Source organism: Kosakonia pseudosacchari, from assembly GCF_015167415.1.
In the GTDB taxonomy this organism is placed as follows: domain Bacteria; phylum Pseudomonadota; class Gammaproteobacteria; order Enterobacterales; family Enterobacteriaceae; genus Kosakonia; species Kosakonia pseudosacchari.
Genome location: NZ_CP063425.1, coordinates 424,921 through 446,693 on the forward strand (window position 1 = coordinate 424,921; position 21,773 = coordinate 446,693).

General features: G+C 51.3%; 21 protein-coding genes, 1 tRNA gene and 1 pseudogene. 12 read left to right on the forward strand and 11 right to left on the reverse strand.

Features of this window, described 5'->3' with window-relative positions; translation table 11 throughout:
• Positions 1–34: 34 nt before the first annotated feature.
• Positions 35–1,603 carry a hypothetical protein gene (locus tag IP581_RS01925; RefSeq protein WP_193821629.1) on the reverse strand — a complete coding sequence of 523 codons (1,569 nt, stop codon included), beginning with the start codon at positions 1,601–1,603 and terminating at the stop codon, positions 35–37.
• Positions 1,604–2,259: 656 nt separating this feature from the next.
• Between IP581_RS01925 and IP581_RS01930 the strand changes: the two are divergent.
• Positions 2,260–3,359: pseudogene (locus tag IP581_RS01930) on the forward strand (IS3 family transposase).
• A gap of 158 nt (positions 3,360–3,517) precedes the next feature.
• On the opposite strand, the gene IP581_RS01935 reads toward IP581_RS01930, so the two are convergent.
• A tRNA-Phe gene (locus IP581_RS01935) sits at positions 3,518–3,593 on the reverse strand.
• 183 nt (positions 3,594–3,776) lie between these two features.
• Between IP581_RS01935 and IP581_RS01940 the strand changes: the two genes are divergently transcribed.
• Together IP581_RS01940 and IP581_RS01945 are read left to right on the forward strand one after the other, a co-directional pair.
• On the forward strand, positions 3,777–4,622 hold the full coding sequence (locus tag IP581_RS01940; protein ID WP_193821630.1) for an AraC family transcriptional regulator: 846 nt from the start codon (positions 3,777–3,779) through the stop codon (positions 4,620–4,622).
• A gap of 38 nt (positions 4,623–4,660) precedes the next feature.
• Complete coding sequence (locus IP581_RS01945) at positions 4,661–5,266, forward strand: LysE family translocator (RefSeq protein ID WP_193821631.1); 606 nt, start codon at positions 4,661–4,663, stop codon at positions 5,264–5,266.
• Here IP581_RS01945 and IP581_RS01950 read toward each other — a convergent pair.
• The 5 genes from IP581_RS01950 to aspA all read right to left on the reverse strand — a co-directional run bounded on the left by IP581_RS01950 (position 5,263) and on the right by aspA (position 10,820).
• On the reverse strand, positions 5,263–5,838 hold the full coding sequence (locus tag IP581_RS01950; RefSeq protein ID WP_193821632.1) for a transcriptional regulator: 576 nt from the start codon (positions 5,836–5,838) through the stop codon (positions 5,263–5,265). The genes IP581_RS01945 and IP581_RS01950 overlap by 4 nt on opposite strands.
• 47 nt (positions 5,839–5,885) lie before the next feature.
• Positions 5,886–7,586 (reverse strand): protein-disulfide reductase DsbD, encoded by a 1,701-nt coding sequence (locus IP581_RS01955; protein ID WP_193821633.1) that lies wholly within the window; start codon positions 7,584–7,586, stop codon positions 5,886–5,888.
• Positions 7,562–7,885: a divalent cation tolerance protein CutA gene (gene cutA / locus IP581_RS01960; protein ID WP_086873015.1), complete on the reverse strand. Its 324-nt coding sequence runs from the start codon at positions 7,883–7,885 to the stop codon at positions 7,562–7,564. The genes IP581_RS01955 and cutA overlap by 25 nt, the downstream gene beginning before the upstream one ends.
• 84 nt (positions 7,886–7,969) lie before the next feature.
• A complete protein-coding gene (locus IP581_RS01965; RefSeq protein ID WP_097401617.1) occupies positions 7,970–9,271 on the reverse strand; it encodes an anaerobic C4-dicarboxylate transporter in 1,302 nt (433 codons plus the stop codon).
• A 112-nt stretch (positions 9,272–9,383) separates the two neighbouring features.
• Positions 9,384–10,820 carry an aspartate ammonia-lyase gene (gene aspA, locus IP581_RS01970; RefSeq protein ID WP_020456206.1) on the reverse strand — a complete coding sequence of 479 codons (1,437 nt, stop codon included), beginning with the start codon at positions 10,818–10,820 and terminating at the stop codon, positions 9,384–9,386.
• Between the two features lie 337 nt (positions 10,821–11,157).
• Between aspA and IP581_RS01975 the strand changes: the two genes are divergently transcribed.
• The gene (locus tag IP581_RS01975; RefSeq protein WP_017459199.1) at positions 11,158–11,628 is read left to right on the forward strand and encodes an FxsA family protein; all 471 of its coding nucleotides are present in this window, start codon (positions 11,158–11,160) and stop codon (positions 11,626–11,628) included.
• 36 nt (positions 11,629–11,664) lie between these two features.
• Here the strand turns inward: IP581_RS01975 and yjeH are convergent, their stop codons facing one another.
• Entirely contained in the window at positions 11,665–12,921 is a 1,257-nt protein-coding gene (yjeH, locus tag IP581_RS01980; RefSeq protein ID WP_193821634.1) for an L-methionine/branched-chain amino acid transporter, read from the reverse strand.
• 241 nt (positions 12,922–13,162) lie between these two features.
• Between yjeH and IP581_RS01985 the strand changes: the two genes are divergently transcribed.
• The 4 genes from IP581_RS01985 to IP581_RS02000 all read left to right on the forward strand — a co-directional run bounded on the left by IP581_RS01985 (position 13,163) and on the right by IP581_RS02000 (position 17,844).
• A complete protein-coding gene (locus IP581_RS01985) occupies positions 13,163–13,456 on the forward strand; it encodes a co-chaperone GroES (protein ID WP_007372708.1) in 294 nt (97 codons plus the stop codon).
• A 44-nt stretch (positions 13,457–13,500) separates the two neighbouring features.
• The gene (groL, locus tag IP581_RS01990; protein WP_193821635.1) at positions 13,501–15,147 is read left to right on the forward strand and encodes a chaperonin GroEL; all 1,647 of its coding nucleotides are present in this window, start codon (positions 13,501–13,503) and stop codon (positions 15,145–15,147) included.
• 373 nt (positions 15,148–15,520) lie between these two features.
• Positions 15,521–15,874, forward strand: coding sequence for a DUF4156 domain-containing protein (locus IP581_RS01995; protein ID WP_086873011.1), 354 nt, complete (start codon positions 15,521–15,523; stop codon positions 15,872–15,874).
• A gap of 332 nt (positions 15,875–16,206) precedes the next feature.
• Positions 16,207–17,844: a methyl-accepting chemotaxis protein gene (locus tag IP581_RS02000; protein WP_193821636.1), complete on the forward strand. Its 1,638-nt coding sequence runs from the start codon at positions 16,207–16,209 to the stop codon at positions 17,842–17,844.
• A 72-nt stretch (positions 17,845–17,916) separates the two neighbouring features.
• Here IP581_RS02000 and epmB read toward each other — a convergent pair whose 3' ends face one another.
• Positions 17,917–18,945, reverse strand: a complete 1,029-nt coding sequence (epmB, locus tag IP581_RS02005; protein WP_193821637.1) for an EF-P beta-lysylation protein EpmB — start codon at positions 18,943–18,945, stop codon at positions 17,917–17,919.
• A gap of 40 nt (positions 18,946–18,985) precedes the next feature.
• Here epmB and efp point away from each other — a divergent pair, with 40 nt between their 5' ends.
• The 3 genes from efp to ecnB all read left to right on the forward strand — a co-directional run bounded on the left by efp (position 18,986) and on the right by ecnB (position 19,996).
• Complete coding sequence (gene efp, locus IP581_RS02010) at positions 18,986–19,552, forward strand: elongation factor P (protein ID WP_017459193.1); 567 nt, start codon at positions 18,986–18,988, stop codon at positions 19,550–19,552.
• 59 nt (positions 19,553–19,611) lie between these two features.
• On the forward strand, positions 19,612–19,743 hold the full coding sequence (locus tag IP581_RS02015; protein WP_017459192.1) for an entericidin A/B family lipoprotein: 132 nt from the start codon (positions 19,612–19,614) through the stop codon (positions 19,741–19,743).
• A 106-nt stretch (positions 19,744–19,849) separates the two neighbouring features.
• The gene (ecnB, locus tag IP581_RS02020) at positions 19,850–19,996 is read left to right on the forward strand and encodes a lipoprotein toxin entericidin B (protein ID WP_020456213.1); all 147 of its coding nucleotides are present in this window, start codon (positions 19,850–19,852) and stop codon (positions 19,994–19,996) included.
• Positions 19,997–20,025: 29 nt separating this feature from the next.
• Here the strand turns inward: ecnB and IP581_RS02025 are convergent, their stop codons facing one another.
• Positions 20,026–20,628 carry a helix-turn-helix transcriptional regulator gene (locus tag IP581_RS02025; protein ID WP_086873008.1) on the reverse strand — a complete coding sequence of 201 codons (603 nt, stop codon included), beginning with the start codon at positions 20,626–20,628 and terminating at the stop codon, positions 20,026–20,028.
• 266 nt (positions 20,629–20,894) lie between these two features.
• On the opposite strand from IP581_RS02025, the gene sugE reads away from it, so the two are divergent.
• Complete coding sequence (sugE, locus tag IP581_RS02030; protein ID WP_097401612.1) at positions 20,895–21,212, forward strand: quaternary ammonium compound efflux SMR transporter SugE; 318 nt, start codon at positions 20,895–20,897, stop codon at positions 21,210–21,212.
• Here the strand turns inward: sugE and blc are convergent.
• Entirely contained in the window at positions 21,209–21,739 is a 531-nt protein-coding gene (gene blc, locus IP581_RS02035) for an outer membrane lipoprotein Blc (protein ID WP_193821638.1), read from the reverse strand. The genes sugE and blc overlap by 4 nt on opposite strands.
• Positions 21,740–21,773: the final 34 nt, after the last annotated feature.

Here is a 21,773-nt window from a genome sequence, read left to right on the forward strand (position 1 = left end):
CCTCTATTTTATCTACCTTTTCCACTGCCAGAAGTTATCCACATTTATGGGGTACAACATGCAGCTTTTCAGTTTGTATGAGTTCAAAAATGACAGCCAATTTCAGTCGTTTGCACTCATCAGAATAAACCACACTGTTCGTCATGATTGAATTACTATCATAATTCTTAAAACCATAACCAAGTGCTTTTTCTTGTATTGAATGTATCATTTGGATACCGGTCATGGCATAGAGATTCATAGCGTAGAATTTTTTCTGTCCTGCATTTATTTTTGAAATAAATTCTTTCTCTGCAGTATCGCGAGGAATAAAGATAGCAACATCTTTTTTTTCTATTTTATTATCATCCATGTATTTCTTAATTTGAGTATAAAAGTTATAAATTTCACCGCTCTCTTTTAATGTCGAGTATTCTTCTTTCTTGGGCTCGTGAAATAGATTATATTTATTTTCTGAAATGTTTGATATTGTTTTGTATGGACTAATTAGTGCCGTAGTTAATATTTTATTCAAATTACCAGGCGTTAACTTTTGAATGGTTGATATAGGTAAGAAAAAAAATGAAGTTATAAATAAAGATGAGAGTACTGTAAGTGTTCCTAATAATTTTTTTGATTCAATATTTTTTTCTGGTGATTGTAAGGCGAAGTTATTATAATAATTGCTACACAACATAAATGCGATAACTATCATTACAGAGAAATATCCTTGTGCGAAATAATATTTATCACTATAGCCAAAACCACTAAAAATATTAGTTATGATATAAATGGTGAATATGGTTGTCAGGGTGGAAAATAGCATTTGCATAGCAATCTTTTTTTTACTTAATAAATAAATACCAAAATATACAACTGAAAATACTATAAATGAATTTTTATATTTATTATCTTCTGCTATGAAAGTTGAAAAGCTCTTAAAATTTATATTGCTGAAGTTAATAGTGCTGTTTATTCCATAAGAGTAATTGAAAAATTTCTGATAAAAAAATAGAAAAATCAACAAGCTAATGCAGGAAATATAAAACCTTAAGCTTCTGGAGTCCTTCAGAAACAAGACGGAGTAATAAATGCAAATAAACGCAAAGCCAGTAGATAGTTTACCAGCACACAGCAAAATGGCGACAAAAGTTAAAAATAAATAGTCAAAAATATTGGTTTTTTCTTTTAATAAGATCGCATATGTTTTCAGCGAAATCATGATTAGCAGAAAACTTGTAGCCCATAGGGCATGGGAACCGATGGCGTGCCAAGTACCTATAAATGCGGGGGTGAATATTATGGAGCCCCATAAAGTAAAATTTCTATTTTTCGAGAGAGATGAAACAAAAGATATGCAAGTTAGACTAAGCATTAAGGCCTTTGTATACACCATAAAACCATATCCATCATAAGCATCTATTCCGGATATTGAAATAAGAGCTGCATCTATATAATGACTAAGTAAATGATAGGTTGTTAATGGATGTCCGTCTAAACCAACACTCGGGTATCCCCAATTAATAATGCTTCTAATTAAAGCAGTATGAAATGCAGTATCCTGATGCCACGTATTCAATAAGTCTGCATCAATCCATGGCGTAAATCTGGCATATACCTGCATGCCCGGTTCGAAGCTGGCAGTTGTAAATAGAGAAAAGAATGTTAATATAAGAGAGTAATAAATATTATGGCGACTAAGGATAATTTTATGTGATTTGTTCGAATTCACGTATGTGAATAACCAGATTATGGCACTGAAAATAATAATGTAAACTATCAACTTCAATGGGGATAAAAATGGAAATGCCAGTAAGGAATATCCGGACCATATCGCAGATGAAAAGTATATTGTTAAAAAAACCAAACCCTTATCATCAGATCCTTTTGTTGTAATAGGCGCATCAATCATTTTTCATCTGTTTCCAAATTTAGTTTTTAATTCTCAAATCCAATATGAGAAATTATTTATGTTAAAGGTATTAAATTATAGGGATAAGGAATAGTAAAGTCAATTCCTGTACAGATATTGATGAATATATTAACTCTGTTGGGGAGTATGTTGAGACACATGTATTACTGCAATGCGGGTGATTTATATAAAGTTCATACACAGGCGTATTTTAAGCCATCGACCACTTCAGCGTCATATCCGTCAATCTTGGTGTGTTGATGTATAATATTGCATTGTCCACATTATCTGATCTCCTCCCTGAAAACAGTGCCAGTCTAAACTGAAGGCTCCGCTCTTTCTTCCATGTCGCCGGGAGGCACATCGCCATGAAAAAGACCCGTTATACCGAAGAACAGATTGCATTTGCGCTGAAACAGTCCGAAACCGGCACCCGCGTCGGGGAAGTCTGCAGAAAGATGGGCATTTCTGAGGCCACCTTTTACAACTGGAAAAAGAAATTTGCCGGTTAGGGGGTGACGGAACTGCGGCGTCTGCGGCAACTGGAGGATGAAAATCAGCGGCTGAAGAAACTAGTGGCTGACCTGAGTCTGGATAAGGAGGTGCTTCAGGAGGTGCTGAAGCAAAAGTTCTGAGGCCGGCTCAGAAGCGCCAGGCGGTGCATTTCCTGCTGGAGGCTTACCGTATCAGCGTCCGGCGGGGTTGCGGGCTGCTGATGCAGAGCAGAACTGTTTACCACTGGCTGAGCCGGCGTGACGATCGGGCGATAACCCTGCGTATCAGGGAAATAGCAGAAACCCGGATACGCTACGGTTGTCCACGCATTCATATCCAGTTACGTCGGGAAGGCTGGCCTGTTAACCACAAGAAAACCCACCGTATTTATTGTCTGGAAGGACTGAACCTGCGCAGAAAGCGGCCCCGCAGGCATGTCAGTGCAGCACGCCGTCAGCAGCGTCCGTCTCTGACGCATGTCGACCAGTGCTGGAGTATGGATTTTGTGTCGGATAATCTGTTTAACGGGCGGCGATTCCGGGCACTGACTGTAGTGGATAATTTTAGTCGGGAATGTCTGGCGATCCATGCCGGAAAATCGCTGAAAGGTGACGATGTGGTCAGTGTCATGGAAGCACTTCGGGTGCTGGATAACCGTCTGCCGGCTCGCATTCAGACAGATAACGGCAGCGAGTTTATCTCGAAAAGCCTGGATAAATAGGCTTATGAGCACGGAGTTACGATGGACTTCTCCCGCCCCGTAAAACCAACAGATAACCCGTTTATTGAGTCATTTAATGGCAGTCTGCGGGACGAATGCCTGAACATTCACTGGTTTTTGTCACTGGAAGATGCGCAGGACAAACTCGAAAACTGGCGCAGGGAATATAATCATGAGAGAACGCATTCATCATTAAATAACATGACTCCGGCTGAATTTATCCGAAGTCTCCGGAAAGACCAAGATCTCTGATTTAGCACTGCACTGATTTTGGGTCAGGGTCACCTACAGTCATGCAGTCTGTTGCATGTCATTACGTTAAATGCATCTCGCTCCGAACTGCTCGATGAGAAATCTACTGGGACACTAAAAAGCAAAAACCCGCCTTTTGGGCGGGTTCTCTGAATAAGTGGTGCCCGGACTCGGAATCGAACCAAGGACACGGGGATTTTCAATCCCCTGCTCTACCGACTGAGCTATCCGGGCAACGGGGCGCATTAAACCTTAATCGTATTAAGGCGTCAACTTTATTTCCTTCAATTCTATCCAGTTGCTCAACTTTACGGCAATCTGCGCAATTGCGCGGCACAAATCGACCCTTGCACAAATCTTCCAGACTTTTACCTTAAGGAGATGAATGCTGATTTCCGGTGTCACTTTGGAGGCGATATGGCGAAAGACTGGCTGGAACTGCGGCAACACGCGGACACGGGAATTGAAACCATCCGCGCCCATTTTGAAGGGCACGCGTACGATCCGCACTGGCACGACAGCTACCTGGTGGGCATTACGCTTTCCGGTACTCAGCAGTTTCACTGCCGGCGGGAGCGCCATCGCAGTACGCCGGGCGATGCCTTTCTGCTGGAACCGGGCGAAATTCATGACGGCGACGCACCGGTCGAAGGCGGTTTTACTTATCTGACCTTTTACCTTGATGATCGCTGGCTCAGCGACACGTTACGCGGCCTGTATGAATCGGTGCCGTCCAGTTATTCACTGCATTTTTCCCACACTATCGCCAGGGAACCGCAACTGATTCGCGCGATTGCGAACACCTTTTACGCACTGCACAGCGAAGAGATGCGCATCGTCCAGCAAAGCGCCATGGATGGGCTGCTCAGCCAGCTTACGCACCACTGCCAGTGGCGCAAACGGCTGCCGTCGCAATTGCAAAGCACAGCCATTGCACACCGTGCGCGTGATTATCTGCATGCGCACATTGGCGATAACGTTGGCCTTTCGGATCTGGCACGGGAAACGGGAACCGACCGTTTTACGCTGACACGCTGCTTTAAACGCGAGTTCCACTTAAGCCCGCACGCCTGGCTGATCCAACTGCGGCTGGCCACCGCACGTTCGCAACTGGCGAAAGGGGAGACGCCAGCCGATGTCGCCGCCGCGCTGGGGTTTGCCGATCAAAGCCATCTGGGACGCTGGTTCCAGCGCGCGTATCGCCTTTCGCCCGCGCACTACCGCAGGCTGTGCACAAATCTTCCAGACGACGACGGCAAATAACGCGACAGTCTAAGGCTCATTAAATAAGGAGCCTGCCTGTGAACCTGTTTTATAGCTATCTGCCGTTTTTACTCTTCGCCTTTGTGGCGTCGATTACGCCTGGCCCAACCAACATTTTGATCCTGACCAGCAGCCAGCGCTTTGGCATCAAAGCGACGTTGCCTGCGGTGGTGAGCGCCTGCGTGGCGGCCAGCCTGATTGTATTTATTTCCGGTGCGGGAGCGGGCGAAGTGCTGCGCAGCTATCCGCTGGTGCGTGAGGTGATGAGCTGGGCGGGGGCGTTGTGGTTAAGCTGGCTGAGCTGGCAATTATTTACCGCGCCCGCCGCCGATTTGCAGGGCGAAGCGCAGCGACCGTTTAGCGGCCGTGCGGCGGCGTTGTTGCAATTGATAAACCCGAAAACCTGGATGATGGCGCTGGCGGTGGTAAGCCTCTTTGCCCCACACGGCGCGCATCCGTTGCGCGAGGTGTCGTTACTGTCGCTGTGGTTTTTGCTGATTTCACTGCTGTGCCTGAGCGCGTGGACGCTGCTCGGCAAGGCGGTCAACCGGCTGTTTCGCACCACCACCTCGCTGCTCTGGTTTCAGCGAGTGATGGCACTGTGCCTGTTGTTCTCAGCCTGGGCGGGATTTCTGGGCGCTTAGGTCAGCGCGCCGCCCTGGCGGCAGCGGGCAAAACGCAGAATATCTTCTGCCAGCCGTTGGGCGGTGTCGACATCGGCCTGGCTGCGGTTAACCATCATCTGGCTCAGGCAACCTTCCAGCACCAATTCCATCTGTTTCGCCACCATCGCCGGATCGTCCACTTCAAGCTGCGTCAGCAGTTGATGCGAGAAGTCATGGGCGTCGCGCTTTTGCTGAGCCGCCAGTTGATGGATGGGGTGCGCCGGATCCGAGAAGAAGGTGCAGGCGGCAATAAACAAGCAACCCGGATAGCGGTTATTGCTCACGCACTCCGTGAGCGCGCCGTAGCGTGCCAGCAATTTTTGCTCATTGCTGAGCGTTTCGTCTAACAGCAGTTGCCTGCGCCAGACATCCACCTGCTGGCTGAGATAACGCAGCGCGTCATACAGTAGCGCCTCTTTGTCTGGCCAGAAACGGCGGAACTCATCGATGGGATAGTCGATGCGCTCGGCAACCATTTCAAGAGTGGTGTCCGCAATCCCTCTTAATTCAAGTAATTGCAAAGTTTGACTCAAAACGTCTTCGCGTTGCACGGTGATATCCTCCGTTATCTGAAGCTCATTCCCCCACCAAGTGTTGTTTACGGGGCGCGATTGCGCAAATGCGCGGCGAACGCGGCGGCGTCCATAAACCCGGTCACCCGGGCAGCCGGTTGCTCATGGCCTTGCGCGTCGAAAAACAGAATCGTTGGCAGACCCAGCACATTGAGCTGGCGCAGCAGCGCGGCGTCCTGCGCGTTGTTGGCCGTTACGTTGGCCTGCAATAACACGGTATCTTTCAGCGCCGCCTGCACGCGGGCGTCGCTAAAGGTGTACTTCTCAAACTCTTTACAGGCCACGCACCAGTCGGCGTAGAGATCTAACATGACCGGTCGACCATTGGCCTGCGCCAGCGCCTGGTTCAGATCGTCGACGGTCGAAATGGACGTGAACGCCAGCGGCGAGTGCGTTTGCGCGGTGGGGACGCCAAACGCCCAATCCTGTAACGGACGTGCGCAGACCAGCGCCGCGCCGAGCAGTGCGATTTGCAGCACGCGAATAAATCTCCGCTTCGCGCCAAGGCTAGTGATAAACGCCCAGCCGAAAAATGCCACGCCGAGCAGTGACCACAGCCGCAGCCCCCACGCGTCACCGAGTACACGCTCCAGCAAAAAGACTGGCAGGGCGAGGATCACAAAGCCAAAAGCGGTTTTGACCTGCTCCATCCACGGCCCGCTTTTTGGCAGCAGCCGGTTGCCAAAGACGGTCACGAGGATCAGCGGCAGGCCCATGCCGAGTGCGTAAAGATAGAGCGTGCCGCCGCCGAGCCACAGATTACCGCTTTGCGCAATATAGAGCAGAATGGCGCTTAACGGCGCGGTGGTGCAGGGCGAACAAATCAACCCGGCTATCGCGCCCATGGCAAACACCCCGCCCACGGAGCCGCCCTGCTGGCGATTGCTCCACAGGGTTAAGCGGGTTTGCAGCGCAGAAGGAAGCTGTAAGGTAAACAGGCCAAACATCGACAGCGCCAGCAGCGTGAACAGCGCTGACAAGCCAACCAGCACGTACGGGTGTTGCAGCGCCGCCTGGAATGATAAACCCGCCGCTGCGACTACCAGACCCAGCGCCGTATAAGTGAGCGCCATCCCTTGCACGTAGACAAACGCCAGCAGCAGCGCGCGCGGCGTGGCAAGGCGCTGTTTGCCGCCAAGCACAATGCCGGAAATCAGCGGGTACATTGGCAGCATACACGGCGTAAACGCGATACCAATACCGATCAACAGTGCCCACAGTGCAGAGAAGGGAAGCTGGTTTGCGGTGGTTTCCTGCGTTGCGGCTGGCGGTGCATTTACCGGTGCCTGTGTCGTTGCCGCCGCGACTTCCATCAGCGGCACCACTTTGGTTTCCGGCGGGTAACAGAACCCGGCATCGGCGCAGCCCTGGTAAGTGACGGTCAGCGTCGCGCCTTTTGCCGCCGCGTGGATATCGAGCGGCAGGTTCAGGCGCTGGCGGTAGATTTCTGTTTTGCCGTAGAACTCGTCTTCATGCATCTCCCCTTTTGGCAGCGTTAACGCGCCAAGGGTTGCTTGCGCCGGGGTGACGCGAATTTGCTGGCGATAAAGGTAGTAACCCTCTTTCACCTGCCAGTTGAGCGTTAAATCATGCTGATGCTGCTGAAAATCAAAGGTAAACGCCTGGTCGGCAGGTACAAAACTGGAGCGACCGGGCGCGTCGAATAAGCCTGCAAAGGCGGTTGTGCTGCACAGCAGCAGGATCAGCGTAAAGATGCGTTGAGCCATGTGAGGTAATCGTAATCTCCGTGGGTGACGGGTAAAGCCAGTAATTCCGGGGTCTGGTAAGGATGGTGCGCTTTGATGCTGGCGAAGAGATCTTCCAGATGTGCGACGTCGGTTTTGAGCAGCAGTTGCACTTCATACTCTTGTTCGAGTTTGCCTTCCCAGTAATAGAGCGAAGTCGCGCCCGGCAAAATAGTGACACAGGCAGCGAGTTTATCTGCCAGCACTTTGGCCGCCAGATCCTGGGCGGTGGCTTCATCCGGGGCGGTGCAGAGTACAACAACGGCGTCAGGCGTGTTCATCGTCAACCTCGTAAGCGCGAAAGCAACGACTATACCACGCGAAGTGAGAGGATCGGGCCGCCGGGCGACCCGATTTTAAGACCTTTACAACAAGATACCGCCGAAGATAAAGCCCAGTATGACGCACAGGGCGATGGCGATCACGCCGGGAACGAGGAACGCATGGTTAAAGACAAACTTGCCGATGCGCGTTGAGCCGGTGTCATCCATCTCCACTGCCGCCAGCAGGGTTGGGTAAGTTGGCAGTACAAACAGCGCGGAAACGGCGGCAAACGACGCAATTGCCGTCAGCGGGGTGACGCCGAGCAGCAGCGCAGCAGGCATCAGCGCTTTGGTGGTCGCGGCTTGTGAATAAAGCAGCGTGGCGGCGAAGAACAGCACTACCGCCAGCAGCCACGGATAACTGTGCAGCAGATCGCCCGCCACCATCTGGATATCTTCAATATGATGCTTAACGAAGGTGTCACCGAGCCACGCCACGCCGAGCACACAAATACAGGCGCTCATACCGGATTTGAAGGTACTGGCATTCAGGATTTCGCCAGTGTCGATTTTGCAGGTCAGGCAAATCAGCGTGGCGATGGTCAGCATAAACACCACAATCGCTTCGTTACGCGGCAGCACCGGGTTGGTGATTAATCCAACGGTCGGGCTGATGGCGGTGGCGTAAAGCATCACGGCGACAATACCAATCAGGAACAGCAGTACTGAACGTTTAGCATGAGGTTTTAATTCAAAAACCTGACTGCCGCGTAACTTCACTTCGCCTTTTGCCAGGCGCTCCTGATAGACCGGATCATCTTTCAGCTCGCAGCCGAGGAAGTTACAGACCACCGCCGTCAACATGACGGCAATCAGCGTTACCGGAATACAGATCGCCAGCAGCGTCAGGTAGCTGACGCCAAGCGGCTCAAGGATGCCAGCAAAAAAGACTACCGCAGCGGAGATGGGCGAGGCGGTGATAGCAATTTGCGATGCGACGACAGCAATCGACAACGGACGCGACGGGCGAATACCTTGCTCTTTCGCCACTTCGGTTATTACCGGTAGCGTGGAAAACGCAGTGTGTCCGGTACCGGCGAGAATGGTCATAAACCAGGTGACCAGCGGCGCGAGAAAGGTGATGTACTTCGGATGGCGGCGCAGCATTTTTTCCGCCAGGCTCACCAGGTAATCCATACCACCCGCTACCTGCATGGCGGCAATCGCGGCGATGACCGCCATAATAATTTCTATGACATCGAAGGGGATCGCCCCTGGTTTGATTTGAAAGAACAGGGTGAGAACCAGTACACCAAGGCCACCGGCAAAACCAATGCCGATGCTGCCTAATCTGGCGCCAAGGTAGATAGCAATCAGGACGAGGACAAGCTCTGCAGCAAACATAGTTGGCTTCCTTGTTTAACTAAGTGATATCGAATTGTTATATTTTAGTAACCATCCAAAAGAAAAAGGCACGTCACTCAGGACGTGCCTTTTGTCTTTCTAACCGTCGGAATTACTGTTCGCTTTCATCGGTGTAACGCTTCGCTTTATAAGCCGGGTGCATCAGGTTTTGCGCAGAGAAGATGTCGTCCAGCTCCGCTTCCGTCAGCAGGCCGCGCTCCAGCACCACTTCACGCACGCTCTTACCGGTTTCGGCGCAAATCTTGCCAACGATGTCGCCGTTGTGGTGGCCGATGAACGGGTTGAGGTAGGTGACGATGCCAATGGAGTTATAGACGTAGCCTTCACATACGGCTTTGTTGGCGGTAATGCCGTTGATGCATTTTTCCAGCAGGTTGTAGCAGGCGTTGGTCAGGATATGCACCGACTCAAACATCGCCTGGCCAATTACCGGCTCCATCACGTTCAACTGCAACTGACCCGCTTCGGACGCCATGGTGACGGTGGTGTCGTTGCCGATCACTTTAAAGCACACCTGGTTCACCACTTCCGGAACCACCGGGTTCACTTTCGCTGGCATGATGGACGAACCCGCCTGCAACTCCGGCAGGTTGATTTCATTCAGCCCGGCGCGCGGCCCGGAGGAGAGCAGGCGCAAGTCGTTACAGATTTTAGACAGTTTCACCGCCAGGCGTTTCAGCGAACTGTGCACCATCACGTAGGCGCCGCAATCGGAGGTTGCTTCAATCAGGTCTTCCGCCGGGACGACCGGCAGGTTGCTCACTTCCGCCAGTTTTTGCACGGCCAGTTGCTGATAGCCGTCCGGGGTGTTGAGACGCGTACCGATTGCCGTTGCGCCAAGGTTCACTTCCAGCAGCAGTTCGGCGGTACGCAGCAGGTTTTTGGTTTCTTCATTCAGCAGCACGTTGAAAGCGTGGAACTCCTGACCCAGGGTCATTGGCACCGCGTCCTGCAACTGGGTGCGGCCCATTTTCAGGATATCCTTGAACTCTACAGCTTTGTTTTCGAAGCCTTCGCCGAGCTGTTTGATGGCATCAACCAGTTTGACAATGGAGGCGTACACCGCGATGCGGAACCCTGTCGGGTAGGCGTCGTTGGTGGACTGGCATTTATTGACATGATCGTTCGGGTTAAGGAACTGGTATTCACCTTTCTGATGGCCCATCAGCTCAAGACCGATGTTCGCCAGCACTTCGTTGGTGTTCATGTTCACGGAGGTACCCGCGCCGCCCTGATAGACGTCTACCGGGAACTGGTCCATGCATTTGCCATTGTTGAGGACCTCATCACATGCGGCAACGATAGCGTTGGCGATACTTTTCGGGATGGTTTGCAGCTCTTTGTTCGCCAGCGCTGCCGCCTTTTTGACCATCACCATGCCACGGACAAACTCAGGAATGTCGCTGATTTTGCTGTTGCTGATATAAAAGTTTTCAATCGCTCTCAGAGTATGCACGCCGTAATAGGCATCCGCTGGCACTTCCCTGGTACCTAACAAGTCTTCTTCGATACGAATGTTGTTTAACATGTGAACCTTCTTTTTCAAGCTACGAATGAATACACCAAACACACAATATTAATGTGGTTATGTGTCTTTTTCGACCGACGATTATCCCCTTAATCGGCCGGATGACTGAAATTATATGCTGAAGGAGAGGAAATGCCGTAATCGGGATCACTTATTATCCCAGTGAATGCATCATAATTAATAATATGTGAAATAAGTCACCGCTTCGTAACAGACAAAAATTTACAACCGCCGCGAAATTGAATTTTCCGCATTTGCCACCATCTGATCAGGATGCGATTTGCAAACCCATTTCGACAGACGCTCTGGAGCGGCTGTTCATCAACAGGAGAAGCCAGTGCGCTGGATACCGTTTATTGCAATCTTTTTATACGTTTACATCGAGATCTCGATCTTTATTCAGGTCGCGCATGTTTTTGGCGTACTGATGACACTGATTCTGGTGATCTTTACCTCGGTGATTGGCATGTCGCTGGTGCGCAACCAGGGATTTAAGAACTTCTTGCTGATGCAGCAAAAGATGGCGGCGGGTGAAAGCCCGGCGGCGGAGATGATCAAAAGCGTTTCGCTGATTATCGCTGGCCTGCTGCTGGTGCTGCCGGGGTTCTTTACCGACTTCCTCGGTCTGCTGTTACTGCTGCCGCCAGTGCAAAAGCACCTGACGCTGAAACTGATGCCGCATTTGCGTTTTTCGCGGATGCCGGGCGGCGGCTTTGGCGCAGGCGGTTCAGATGGGCAGACCTTTGAAGGCGAATATCAACGTAAAGACGATCAGCGCGATCGTCTGGATAATAAAGACGATCGCTAATTTCTGACGCCCGGTGATGCCGGGCTTCTTTTTATGCTATGGCTGAGTGGAATGCATCGACGTTGTGCGCCGTTTTGGCAGCAGCAGCCACAATGCCAACAGCATAAAAACCGCGTAAAGACTCTTCCAGCCGGGAATGATCAACAGCAGCAAACATAACGCACTGCCGAGTACCGCCAGTGCCTTAAATCGCCCTTGCAACAAGCGGCAGCCCGCCAGCATGCACAGCAGATAAATCATGATGAAAATGCCGTTCGCGTAGATGATCAGCGTATCGAGATGAATGTTGAAGGCGTAAATCGCCAGCGTGCAGAACATGCAGCAGATGATTACCGCGTTCAGCGCATTCAAGGGCAACTGGCGTTTTGAGAGCTTCGCCAGTGCGCTATCCGGTTTGTACGCTGCCTGCGACCACACCAGCCGGGCAAAACTCTGGATATAGATATTCAGGCTGGCGAAACAGGCCAGGTAGCCAATAATGCAGGCAATCCACAGCGCGTGATTACCAAACAACTCGACGACAATCACCGGCAGCGACGCCGCTGCCCCCTGGGCGCGCCAGACATCGAAATGCAACACCACCACGGTACACGCCCAGTAAACCGAGCCTGCCAGCAGCAGGCCAATCATCAGTGCGCGAGGAAAATCCCGCTCGGGGTTTTTGAATTCAGAGGCCAGATGGGCGAAGGCTTCAAGCCCAACAAAACACCAGAACATCACCGCCAGCGAGGACGACATCGCCGAAACGGGTACCTGTGAGATCGGCGGAAAGGGAATATCGTTGAAGCTAATGCCGCCGCGCCACCAGATAGCCACAATTAACGCCACGATCAGCCCGGCGATAATCGATTGCAGATTCGCGCTGGAACCTGCGCCTCGTGTACCGAGCAGCCAAATCAGCGCCAGCGTACCCAGCTCGGTCATCAATAATTGTGGCCCCTGCCAGCCAAACATGCCTTGCCAGAAACCCGCGGCAATGTGCAGCGCGGCGGGCAATCCGACCGGGATAACTGAGAGAAACAGCCAGCCCGTTACCCGTTCAAGACGCGCGCCGAAGGCCATCCCGACGAAATATGCCACACCGCCCGCGCTGGGAAAGTGGCGGCCCAGCGCGGCAAAAACAATGGCGACCGGGAACACGAGCAGAATCAGTAACGGCCATGCCCACAGGCTGCTGTTACCCGCCGCCAGTGCGGCCAGCGCCGGAACGGCGAACACGCCGGTGCCCAGTAAGGAGGTGGAAAGTAACCCAATGCCCTGAGCCAGCCCCAGCTCTTGTTTTAATCCGCTCATTGTCTTTTGTCTGCTTATCGTCGGGAGCGTCGATGGTATCACAATCAGTTTTGCTGATGGTTGCCGCAGCCCCTGTCAGCAATGGTGGCTTATGCGCGGATAGACTTTCGCAAATTTTTTTTGTTGTTCCCCCTTGAAGGGGGAACAAGCCAACCCCATCTCTCAGGTCACCAGCCGGATAACCGTTTGTGGCCCGGCGTCATCCATAACTGATAAAGACTTTCTCAAAGGAGAGCTATCAATGAGTATTCGTCCGTTACATGATCGTGTGATCGTCAAACGTAAAGAAGTTGAGTCTAAATCTGCTGGCGGTATCGTTCTGACCGGTTCTGCGGCAGGTAAATCAACGCGTGGCGAAATCATCGCTGTCGGTAAGGGCCGCATCCTGGAAAACGGTACTGTGCAACCGCTGGACGTGAAAGTGGGTGATATCGTGATTTTCAACGATGGTTACGGTGTGAAGGCTGAGAAGATCGACAACGAAGAAGTGCTGATCATGTCCGAAAGCGACATTCTGGCAATTGTGGAAGCGTAACAGCGCGCGCGAACGAAACTGAACGAATTTAAGGAATAAAGAAAATGGCAGCTAAAGACGTAAAATTCGGTAATGACGCTCGTGTAAAAATGCTGCGCGGCGTGAATGTTCTGGCAGATGCAGTGAAAGTTACCCTCGGTCCGAAAGGCCGTAACGTGGTTCTGGATAAATCTTTCGGTGCACCGACCATCACCAAAGATGGTGTTTCTGTAGCACGTGAAATCGAACTGGAAGATAAGTTCGAAAACATGGGGGCGCAGATGGTGAAAGAAGTCGCTTCCAAAGCGAACGACGCTGCGGGCGATGGTACCACCACTGCAACCGTACTGGCGCAGTCCATCATCACCGAAGGCCTGAAAGCCGTTGCTGCGGGCATGAACCCGATGGATCTGAAACGTGGTATCGACAAAGCTGTTGCTGCTGCGGTTGAAGAGCTGAAAGCACTGTCCGTTCCGTGCTCTGACTCTAAAGCGATTGCGCAGGTTGGTACTATCTCCGCTAACTCCGACGAAACGGTAGGTAAACTGATCGCCGAGGCGATGGACAAAGTCGGTAAAGAAGGCGTGATCACCGTTGAAGACGGTACCGGTCTGCAGGACGAACTGGACGTGGTTGAAGGTATGCAGTTTGACCGCGGTTACCTCTCTCCTTACTTCATCAACAAGCCGGAAACTGGCGCAGTAGAACTGGAAAGCCCGTTCATCCTGCTGGCTGATAAAAAAGTTTCCAACATCCGCGAAATGCTGCCGGTTCTGGAAGCCGTTGCAAAAGCAGGCAAGCCGCTGCTGATCATCGCTGAAGATGTGGAAGGCGAAGCACTGGCAACGCTGGTGGTGAACACCATGCGCGGCATCGTGAAAGTGGCTGCGGTTAAAGCACCTGGCTTCGGCGACCGCCGTAAAGCTATGCTGCAGGACATCGCAACCCTGACCGGTGGTACCGTGATTTCTGAAGAAATCGGTATGGAACTGGAAAAAGCGACTCTGGAAGATCTGGGCCAGGCTAAACGCGTTGTGATCAACAAAGACACCACCACCATCATTGATGGCGTGGGTGAAGAAGCGGCAATTCAGGGCCGTGTGACGCAGATTCGTCAGCAGATCGAAGAAGCCACTTCTGATTACGACCGTGAAAAACTGCAGGAGCGTGTAGCGAAACTGGCTGGCGGCGTTGCCGTTATCAAAGTTGGCGCAGCAACTGAAGTTGAAATGAAAGAGAAAAAAGCCCGCGTTGAAGATGCGCTGCACGCGACCCGTGCTGCCGTTGAAGAAGGCGTGGTAGCAGGCGGTGGCGTGGCGCTGATTCGCGTAGCCAGCAAACTTGCCGAGCTGAAAGGCCAGAACGAAGATCAGAACGTGGGTATCAAAGTTGCGCTGCGCGCAATGGAAGCTCCGCTGCGTCAGATCGTGCTGAACTGCGGTGAAGAGCCGTCTGTCGTCGCTAACTCTGTGAAAGCAGGCGACGGTAACTACGGTTACAACGCGGCGACCGAAGAGTACGGCAACATGATCGACATGGGTATCCTGGATCCGACTAAAGTGACCCGTTCTGCTCTGCAGTACGCGGCCTCCGTCGCTGGCCTGATGATCACCACCGAGTGCATGGTGACCGACCTGCCGAAAGGCGATGCGCCGGACTTAGGTGCTGCCGGTGGTATGGGCGGCATGGGCGGTATGGGCGGCATGATGTAATTGCTGCCGAACGCGCGTTCAGGGCAACCTGGCGCGAGTTCAACCAAAAAGAGCGGGCTTCGGCCCGCTCTTTTTTTTAACTTAAAACCACGATTTGCGGATGCGATCAGCATCAGGTCATGGTTCTGCCATTGTCTTTGGTTTTAATGGAATGGGCTGCAGCACCTGTTAAGGAGGTTGATATGCCTTTTTGTGGCGTAATCACTGCCCCTTTCTGTGACGTCGGATTATTACACTTCGCACCGCGCCTTTTTTCACTATTTTCCCCAATTTGTGCGGCCTGAGATGGCGGCATTTTTCTTTTGGTCATCTTTTTAGTATAAGGTTTACACACGGGCGACATGCGTCCAGCTCATTGATTATGGGGAATAACATGTACGTAAAACATTTAGCAGGGATTATTGGCGCCTCGCTGTTGCTGGCAGGGTGTAGCAGCAGTAATGAATTGACTAGCGGCGGGCAGAGCGTTCGCTTTGTCGAGGAGAAGCCGGCGGCAACCTGCCAGTATCTCGGCACCGCCACGGGTTCACAGAGCAACTGGCTCTCTGGTCAGCATGGTGAGGAGGGCGGTTCAATGCGCGGTGCAGCGAATGCATTGCGTAACCAGGCAGCGGCGATGGGCGGTAACGTGTTGTACAGCGTCTCAAGCCCAACACAAGGCTTCTTATCGAGCTTCGTGCCGACCGCCAGCGAAATGAATGCACAAGTGTATAAATGCCCGAACTGATATATTTAATTGTGCCCCGTCAGTAATGGCGGGGCACGACTATCTAAAATAATCTCGCTTTCATTCTCAACAGGTGGCTTCTAATTATTTAAGTATGAATAAGCGTGAATATAATTCCTCTGCTAATTAACTGTTCTATCACCCTGAATATTAAGTTTTCTTAAGATTTATCCAATGTGATTATATTCACAGGTTTGGATATATTTTTCACCAAAAAATGCATTGGTGACTAAAGTAATATTACGACTTGCCGATACTCATCTCAGGACAAAAAACGAGGGACTGTATAATTTAACAATATATTTTATGCATGATGGTGTCGGGAGTTACTAATGAATATTACAAAGAGATTGTTACTTGCTTTCTCGTTACTGATCTTAAGCCTCATCGGCACTAATGTTATCGCTATACTTTCGCTCTCTAAAATTGGTGAGTCACAAAATTATTTTCAGGAAAATACCTTACCCAGCCTGGATGCAATGAATAAAGAGACAATGCAGATCTTAAAAGTTCGCGGGCAGCTCTTTTTACATGGTCTGACGGACGATCCCGCCGGGATGGCCGAAATAAAACAGAATGCAACAAAATTGTATGACGATCTCTACGCCATGCACCAGGGTTACCTTAAAGATCTTGTTTCTGACCAACATGATCAGGATTTATCTAATAAAACATTAAGTGATTTAGAAAAATTCCGTTCTGTAATGGACCAGTATTTTAAAGTCTCAGAAAGTAATGACCGCGTTGCCATTATTAAGTCAATGCAGAAAGGTGGGGTTGTCGCAGATAATATTGCGCTGTTAATTAATGATTTTGCTGAGCAAGTGGCGTACAACTCATCATTAGTCGCTAAGGCTGTTGAAGACAGTGACAATTTAATTTCCCGGGCGATGGTTCTTTCGTTAACGGCGACGATTGCCGCTACCCTCATTCTGGGTTTGTTCGGACTGTTTACCGTGCTGAATATCAAACGTCGACTGAACGGTATGAAAGATGGCATGGTCACTATCAGCGAAAAACTGGATCTCAGCCATGCGTTACCGACCGGGCGTTTGGACGAAATTGGGCAGGCAGTCAGTGCATTTAATAATCTTGTTGAGCGCGTGGCTGAATCGCTGGCAATGGTACGTGCCGCTTCCGGCTCCGTGAATACCGCCGCCAATGAGATAGCCTTAGGCAACAATGAACTTTCGGCGCGTACCGAGCAGCAATCCGCCGCTGTGGTTGAAACTGCCGCCAGTATGGAAGAGTTAAGCTCCACGGTTAAACAGAACGCGGAAAACGCGCATCAGGCCAGCCAGCTTGCTCTTACCGCCTCTGATACCGCTTCGCAAGGTGGGAGCGTCGTTGGGACTGCCATCAGCCGTATGAAAGATATTATGGATAGTTCCAAACGTATTTCGGAAATTACGTCGGTCATTAACGGCATCGCTTTTCAGACCAACATTCTGGCGCTTAATGCGGCCGTTGAAGCGGCAAGAGCCGGGGATCAAGGGCGAGGTTTCGCTGTGGTAGCTGGTGAGGTGCGCTCATTAGCCCAGCGTAGCGCGCAGGCGGCAAAAGAGATTGAAGCGCTGATCAGCGAGTCGGTCACCTTTGTTGAAGAGGGCTCGCGGCAGGTAGACCTGGCGGGTGAAACCATGAACGGCATTGTAAACTCGGTGCTGCAGGTGAAAGATTTGATGCAGGAAATCGCTGCAGCCTCCGACGAACAAAACCGCGGCATTTCGCAGATTGCCCAGGCGATGTCCGAAATGGATACCACCACCCAGCAGAACGCCGCGTTAGTTCAGGAATCGTCTGCGGCGGCCGGTAGCCTCGAAGATCAAGCCACCAAACTGCAACAGCTGGTTGATGTCTTCCGTTTGCCCGGTCAACAACCGGCTGTCGTGAGGTCTTCAGTGTTGCCCGTCAGACAGCCGCGCCCGGCAGTGGCGGGTGGCGGAGATGATGGGTGGGAAACCTTTTAAGTTTTAGCGACGAGCCGCTGTAGGCTCGTCTGTTTCGCGGCTACGTTTGCTCTCATCGCGTAGCCGTTTTTTTTAGCTCTGACGAAGCTGCAGATCGAGCGGCGTTTTACTGGGTTCACCACCAATCTCACGGGCCAGTTTCGGCACCATATAACCTGAAACCAATGTCAGCAGCTCACGCATAATCGTGCGCGCCTCATCATCACTGACCATAAAGTGCGCCGCACCCTGCACTTTATCCAGCACATGCAGGTAATAGGGCATTACACCCGCATCGAACAACGCATTGCTTAAATCCGCCAGCGTTTGCGCATTATCATTCACGCCGCGCAACAGCACGCTCTGATTCAGCAGCGTGACATTGGCCTGACGCAGTTGCGCCATCGCATGGCGAAAATCATCACCGATTTCCTGTGCGTGGTTGATGTGGTTCACCAGCAAAATTTGCAGCGATGAGCACGCAAAACGCGCGCTTAGCGTATCGGTGATCCGCGCCGGAATCACAATTGGCAGACGGCTGTGAATGCGCAGACGTTTGATATGCGGGATGGCTTCCAGTTGGCTAAGCAGCCAGTCCAGTTCATGATCTTTTGCCATTAGCGGATCGCCGCCGGAAAAAATGATCTCATCCAGTTCCGGGTGCACCGCGATATAGTCCAGCGCGCCTTGCCAGTTGCGTTTGTTGCCCTGGTTATCGGCATAAGGAAAGTGGCGACGGAAGCAATAACGACAATTTACCGCGCAACCGCCTTTCACCAGCAGCAGCGCACGATTGCGATATTTGTGCAGTAAACCGGGTACGACACTGCTCTGTTCTTCCAGCGGATCGGTGCTGAAACCTGGCGCGGCAATGAACTCTTCCTGGGAAGTAAGTACCTGACGCAAAAGAGGATCATGAGGATTCCCCGGCTGCATGCGCGCGGCGAATGCGCGGGGGACACGCAGCGGAAACAGGCGTTTTGCCGCCCCGCCAGCGATTAAATTTTCATCAGTGTCTATCTTTAGAAAACGTAACAGTTCATCCGGATCGGTGATTACATCGGCAAGTTGTATTAACCAATCTTCTCTGGATGGGGTTTTTAGGGTTACAATATGCGCCATTTTGTGGCTTAGCTACCAGTTAACAATTTCAGAGGGCCTTATGGCGACTTACTATAGCAACGATTTTCGTGCCGGTCTTAAAATCATGATGGACGGCGAACCTTATGCGGTTGAAGCCAGCGAATTCGTTAAACCAGGCAAAGGCCAGGCTTTCGCACGCGTTAAACTGCGTCGTCTGCTGACCGGTACGCGTGTAGAAAAAACCTTCAAATCCACTGATTCTGCAGAAGGCGCGGATGTTGTCGATATGAACCTGACTTACCTGTACAACGACGGTGAGTTCTGGCACTTCATGAACAACGAAACCTTCGAACAGCTTTCCGCTGATGCGAAAGCCATTGGCGACAGCGAAAAATGGCTGCTGGATCAGGCTGAGTGCATCGTAACGCTGTGGAACGGCCAGCCTATCGCTGTTACGCCGCCGAACTTCGTTGAGCTGGAAGTTATTGAAACCGATCCAGGTCTGAAAGGTGACACCGCAGGTACCGGCGGCAAACCGGCGACCCTGAGCACTGGCGCAGTGGTTAAAGTTCCGCTGTTTGTGCAGATTGGTGAAGTGATTAAAGTAGATACTCGCTCTGGCGAATACGTATCTCGCGTGAAATAATCCTCACGACGTCGGCGTAGCACCGTGCTACGCCGTCGAACTTTGCAGGCAGGGATGATATGAAACGTCTGACGAAATTCCTCTCTCTACTTCTTATCAGTTGCGCACTGCTTTCCGGTTGCAATACCGCCCGTGGCGTTGGTGAAGATATCCAAAGCCTGGGTCATGTCATCTCTCGCGCAGCGAACTAAAACTTCCTCTCTTCCTAAAAATGCTTCCGTTCCGGTAACCTTCCCGGATTTTGTCTATGCTTAAGTGGCTATACACAAACAATATTGGCTACAAAAGGAAGATATTATGGTTAAGAAGACAATTGCTGCGATCTTTTCTGTTCTGGTTCTTTCCTCAGTCCTGACGGCCTGTAACACCACGCGTGGTGTGGGAGAAGATATCTCCGATGGCGGTAACGCGATTTCTGGCGCGGCATCAAAAGCGCAACAGTAATCACTGTCGGTACGGCGCTTGCCGTACCGTTAGTTTGAGTTTTCCGGCAGTGATAAGAACGGTGTAAAGCGGTTTCCCATCCCCAGTTTCATTCTGATATTGCGCTTGTAGGTGTAAACGGTCTTACCGTTAATGCTGAGATTATTGGCAATCGCCTGGTTATTATTCCCTTCCATCCACAGCGTCAGCACTTTTTCTTCCTGCTTTGTCAGCAGCGGGGTAGCGATTTTCGGTATTGCACGGATTGGGCGCGCCAGCACCATTGCGTCGATAATTTTCGCCAGCTTTTCCAGCGGTTCTGTTTTCAACAGCGTCGCCTGAATGGCAAACTGCGCGCAAAATTCTGACAATTGCGCATCTTCGCCAGATTCTAACAACATCACTTGCGTGGGATCGCTACAAACGGAGAAAAACGACGCAAGTTGTTGAATATGATGGATTTCATTCTTGAATCCGTGAAGATCGGCAATAACCAGGTCCGGCTGCCACTGCACAATATGTTCTTTGGCGAGCATCAGGTTATGCAACGCGGTTACCAGGAAGGAAGCGGGGAACAAATCGGGTTGATTGAGCCAGGATTCCATCCCTGTGCGGGTGAAGTAACAGCGGTCAATCACGAGAATCTTGAACATATTTTTCTTCGCAGTCAGAGAGTGGCGCACAACGTCCTGAATTCAGGAGAGCGGATTTATCATAGGGGGTAGATATGGTGGATAAATGCCGGAATTCCGTTGCGAACAGTGGCTATTTCTCGCTTTAAAGCGCCTGAAATTGAGCTACAACAAAAATATTGAAATAACGAGCCAAAATCGGCAAAATTTGCCTCTCTTCACACGCCGAACGGGACGACCCGTTTGTGCTCATTCACAATGGGGACGGCCCCGCACGGGAGCCAAAAATGTCCTGGTTAATTCTTCTTATTGCAGGTCTTCTTGAAGTGGTTTGGGCTATCGGCCTGAAATATACCCACGGTTTTACCCGGTTAACACCAAGCATCATTACCGTGACGGCGATGATCGCAAGCGTTGTGCTGCTGTCATGGGCGATGAAAACATTACCGGTGGGCACGGCGTATGCCATCTGGACCGGTATTGGCGCAGTCGGCGCCGCCGTCGCCGGCATTGTGCTGCTCGGCGAATCTGCGAGCCTGGCGCGTATCCTCAGCCTTTGTCTGATTGTCGCCGGGATTATCGGATTGAAACTCAGCGCCCACTAATGGGGCTGGTTAATCCATAGCAGTTTTTCCACGGCAAACCCCTGCCGGGCCGCGATGTCCAGCATCTGCTGTTTTACGTCTGCCGGAAGGGTTGGCGTGCGGGACAGTATCCAGAGATAGTCGCGGTCCGGCCCGCAAACCAGCGCGTAGCGGTAGTCATTGTCCAGCGCGAGGATGTTATAGCCGCCATAGAAGGGGCCGAAGAAGGAGACTTTCAGCGCGGCGGTGCGTGGGTCGCCGGTGAAATACGCGGTGCCGATGGCTTGCTGCCACATACCGCGTTCTGTGTTGTAACCACGATTCACTACCGTCAAACCGCCATCGTCGCGCAGGCTATACGTGGCGGTGACCCTTTCCAGCCCGCGCTCAAAGGTGTGGTCAAAGCGGGCAATTTCGTACCATTTACCCAGATAGCGTTGCGTATTGAAATTCTGTACGACGGTCACGCCGTCAGGAGGAGTGGGAGAACTACAGCCGGAGATGTACAGCGCAGCGATAACAGTCACGACAAGCAGCATCAGGCGCATGAGATTTTCCTTCCAGATCTTTCTTTAGGGTATA

Coding starts and splice junctions, on each gene's coding strand:
- blc (WP_193821638.1), bottom strand. CDS start 21,739: ATGCGCCTGATGCTGCTTGTCGTGACTGTTATCGCTGCGCTGTACATC.
- aspA (WP_020456206.1), bottom strand. CDS start 10,820: ATGTTAAACAACATTCGTATCGAAGAAGACTTGTTAGGTACCAGGGAA.
- sugE (WP_097401612.1), top strand. CDS start 20,895: ATGTCCTGGTTAATTCTTCTTATTGCAGGTCTTCTTGAAGTGGTTTGG.
- IP581_RS01995 (WP_086873011.1), top strand. CDS start 15,521: ATGTACGTAAAACATTTAGCAGGGATTATTGGCGCCTCGCTGTTGCTG.
- IP581_RS01965 (WP_097401617.1), bottom strand. CDS start 9,271: ATGTTTGCTGCAGAGCTTGTCCTCGTCCTGATTGCTATCTACCTTGGC.
- IP581_RS01925 (WP_193821629.1), bottom strand. CDS start 1,603: ATGCAGGTATATGCCAGATTTACGCCATGGATTGATGCAGACTTATTG.
- IP581_RS01940 (WP_193821630.1), top strand. CDS start 3,777: ATGGCGAAAGACTGGCTGGAACTGCGGCAACACGCGGACACGGGAATT.
- efp (WP_017459193.1), top strand. CDS start 18,986: ATGGCGACTTACTATAGCAACGATTTTCGTGCCGGTCTTAAAATCATG.
- IP581_RS02015 (WP_017459192.1), top strand. CDS start 19,612: ATGAAACGTCTGACGAAATTCCTCTCTCTACTTCTTATCAGTTGCGCA.
- epmB (WP_193821637.1), bottom strand. CDS start 18,945: ATGGCGCATATTGTAACCCTAAAAACCCCATCCAGAGAAGATTGGTTA.
- IP581_RS01955 (WP_193821633.1), bottom strand. CDS start 7,586: ATGGCTCAACGCATCTTTACGCTGATCCTGCTGCTGTGCAGCACAACC.
- groL (WP_193821635.1), top strand. CDS start 13,501: ATGGCAGCTAAAGACGTAAAATTCGGTAATGACGCTCGTGTAAAAATG.
- cutA (WP_086873015.1), bottom strand. CDS start 7,885: ATGAACACGCCTGACGCCGTTGTTGTACTCTGCACCGCCCCGGATGAA.
- IP581_RS02000 (WP_193821636.1), top strand. CDS start 16,207: ATGAATATTACAAAGAGATTGTTACTTGCTTTCTCGTTACTGATCTTA.
- yjeH (WP_193821634.1), bottom strand. CDS start 12,921: ATGAGCGGATTAAAACAAGAGCTGGGGCTGGCTCAGGGCATTGGGTTA.
- IP581_RS02025 (WP_086873008.1), bottom strand. CDS start 20,628: ATGTTCAAGATTCTCGTGATTGACCGCTGTTACTTCACCCGCACAGGG.
- IP581_RS01985 (WP_007372708.1), top strand. CDS start 13,163: ATGAGTATTCGTCCGTTACATGATCGTGTGATCGTCAAACGTAAAGAA.
- ecnB (WP_020456213.1), top strand. CDS start 19,850: ATGGTTAAGAAGACAATTGCTGCGATCTTTTCTGTTCTGGTTCTTTCC.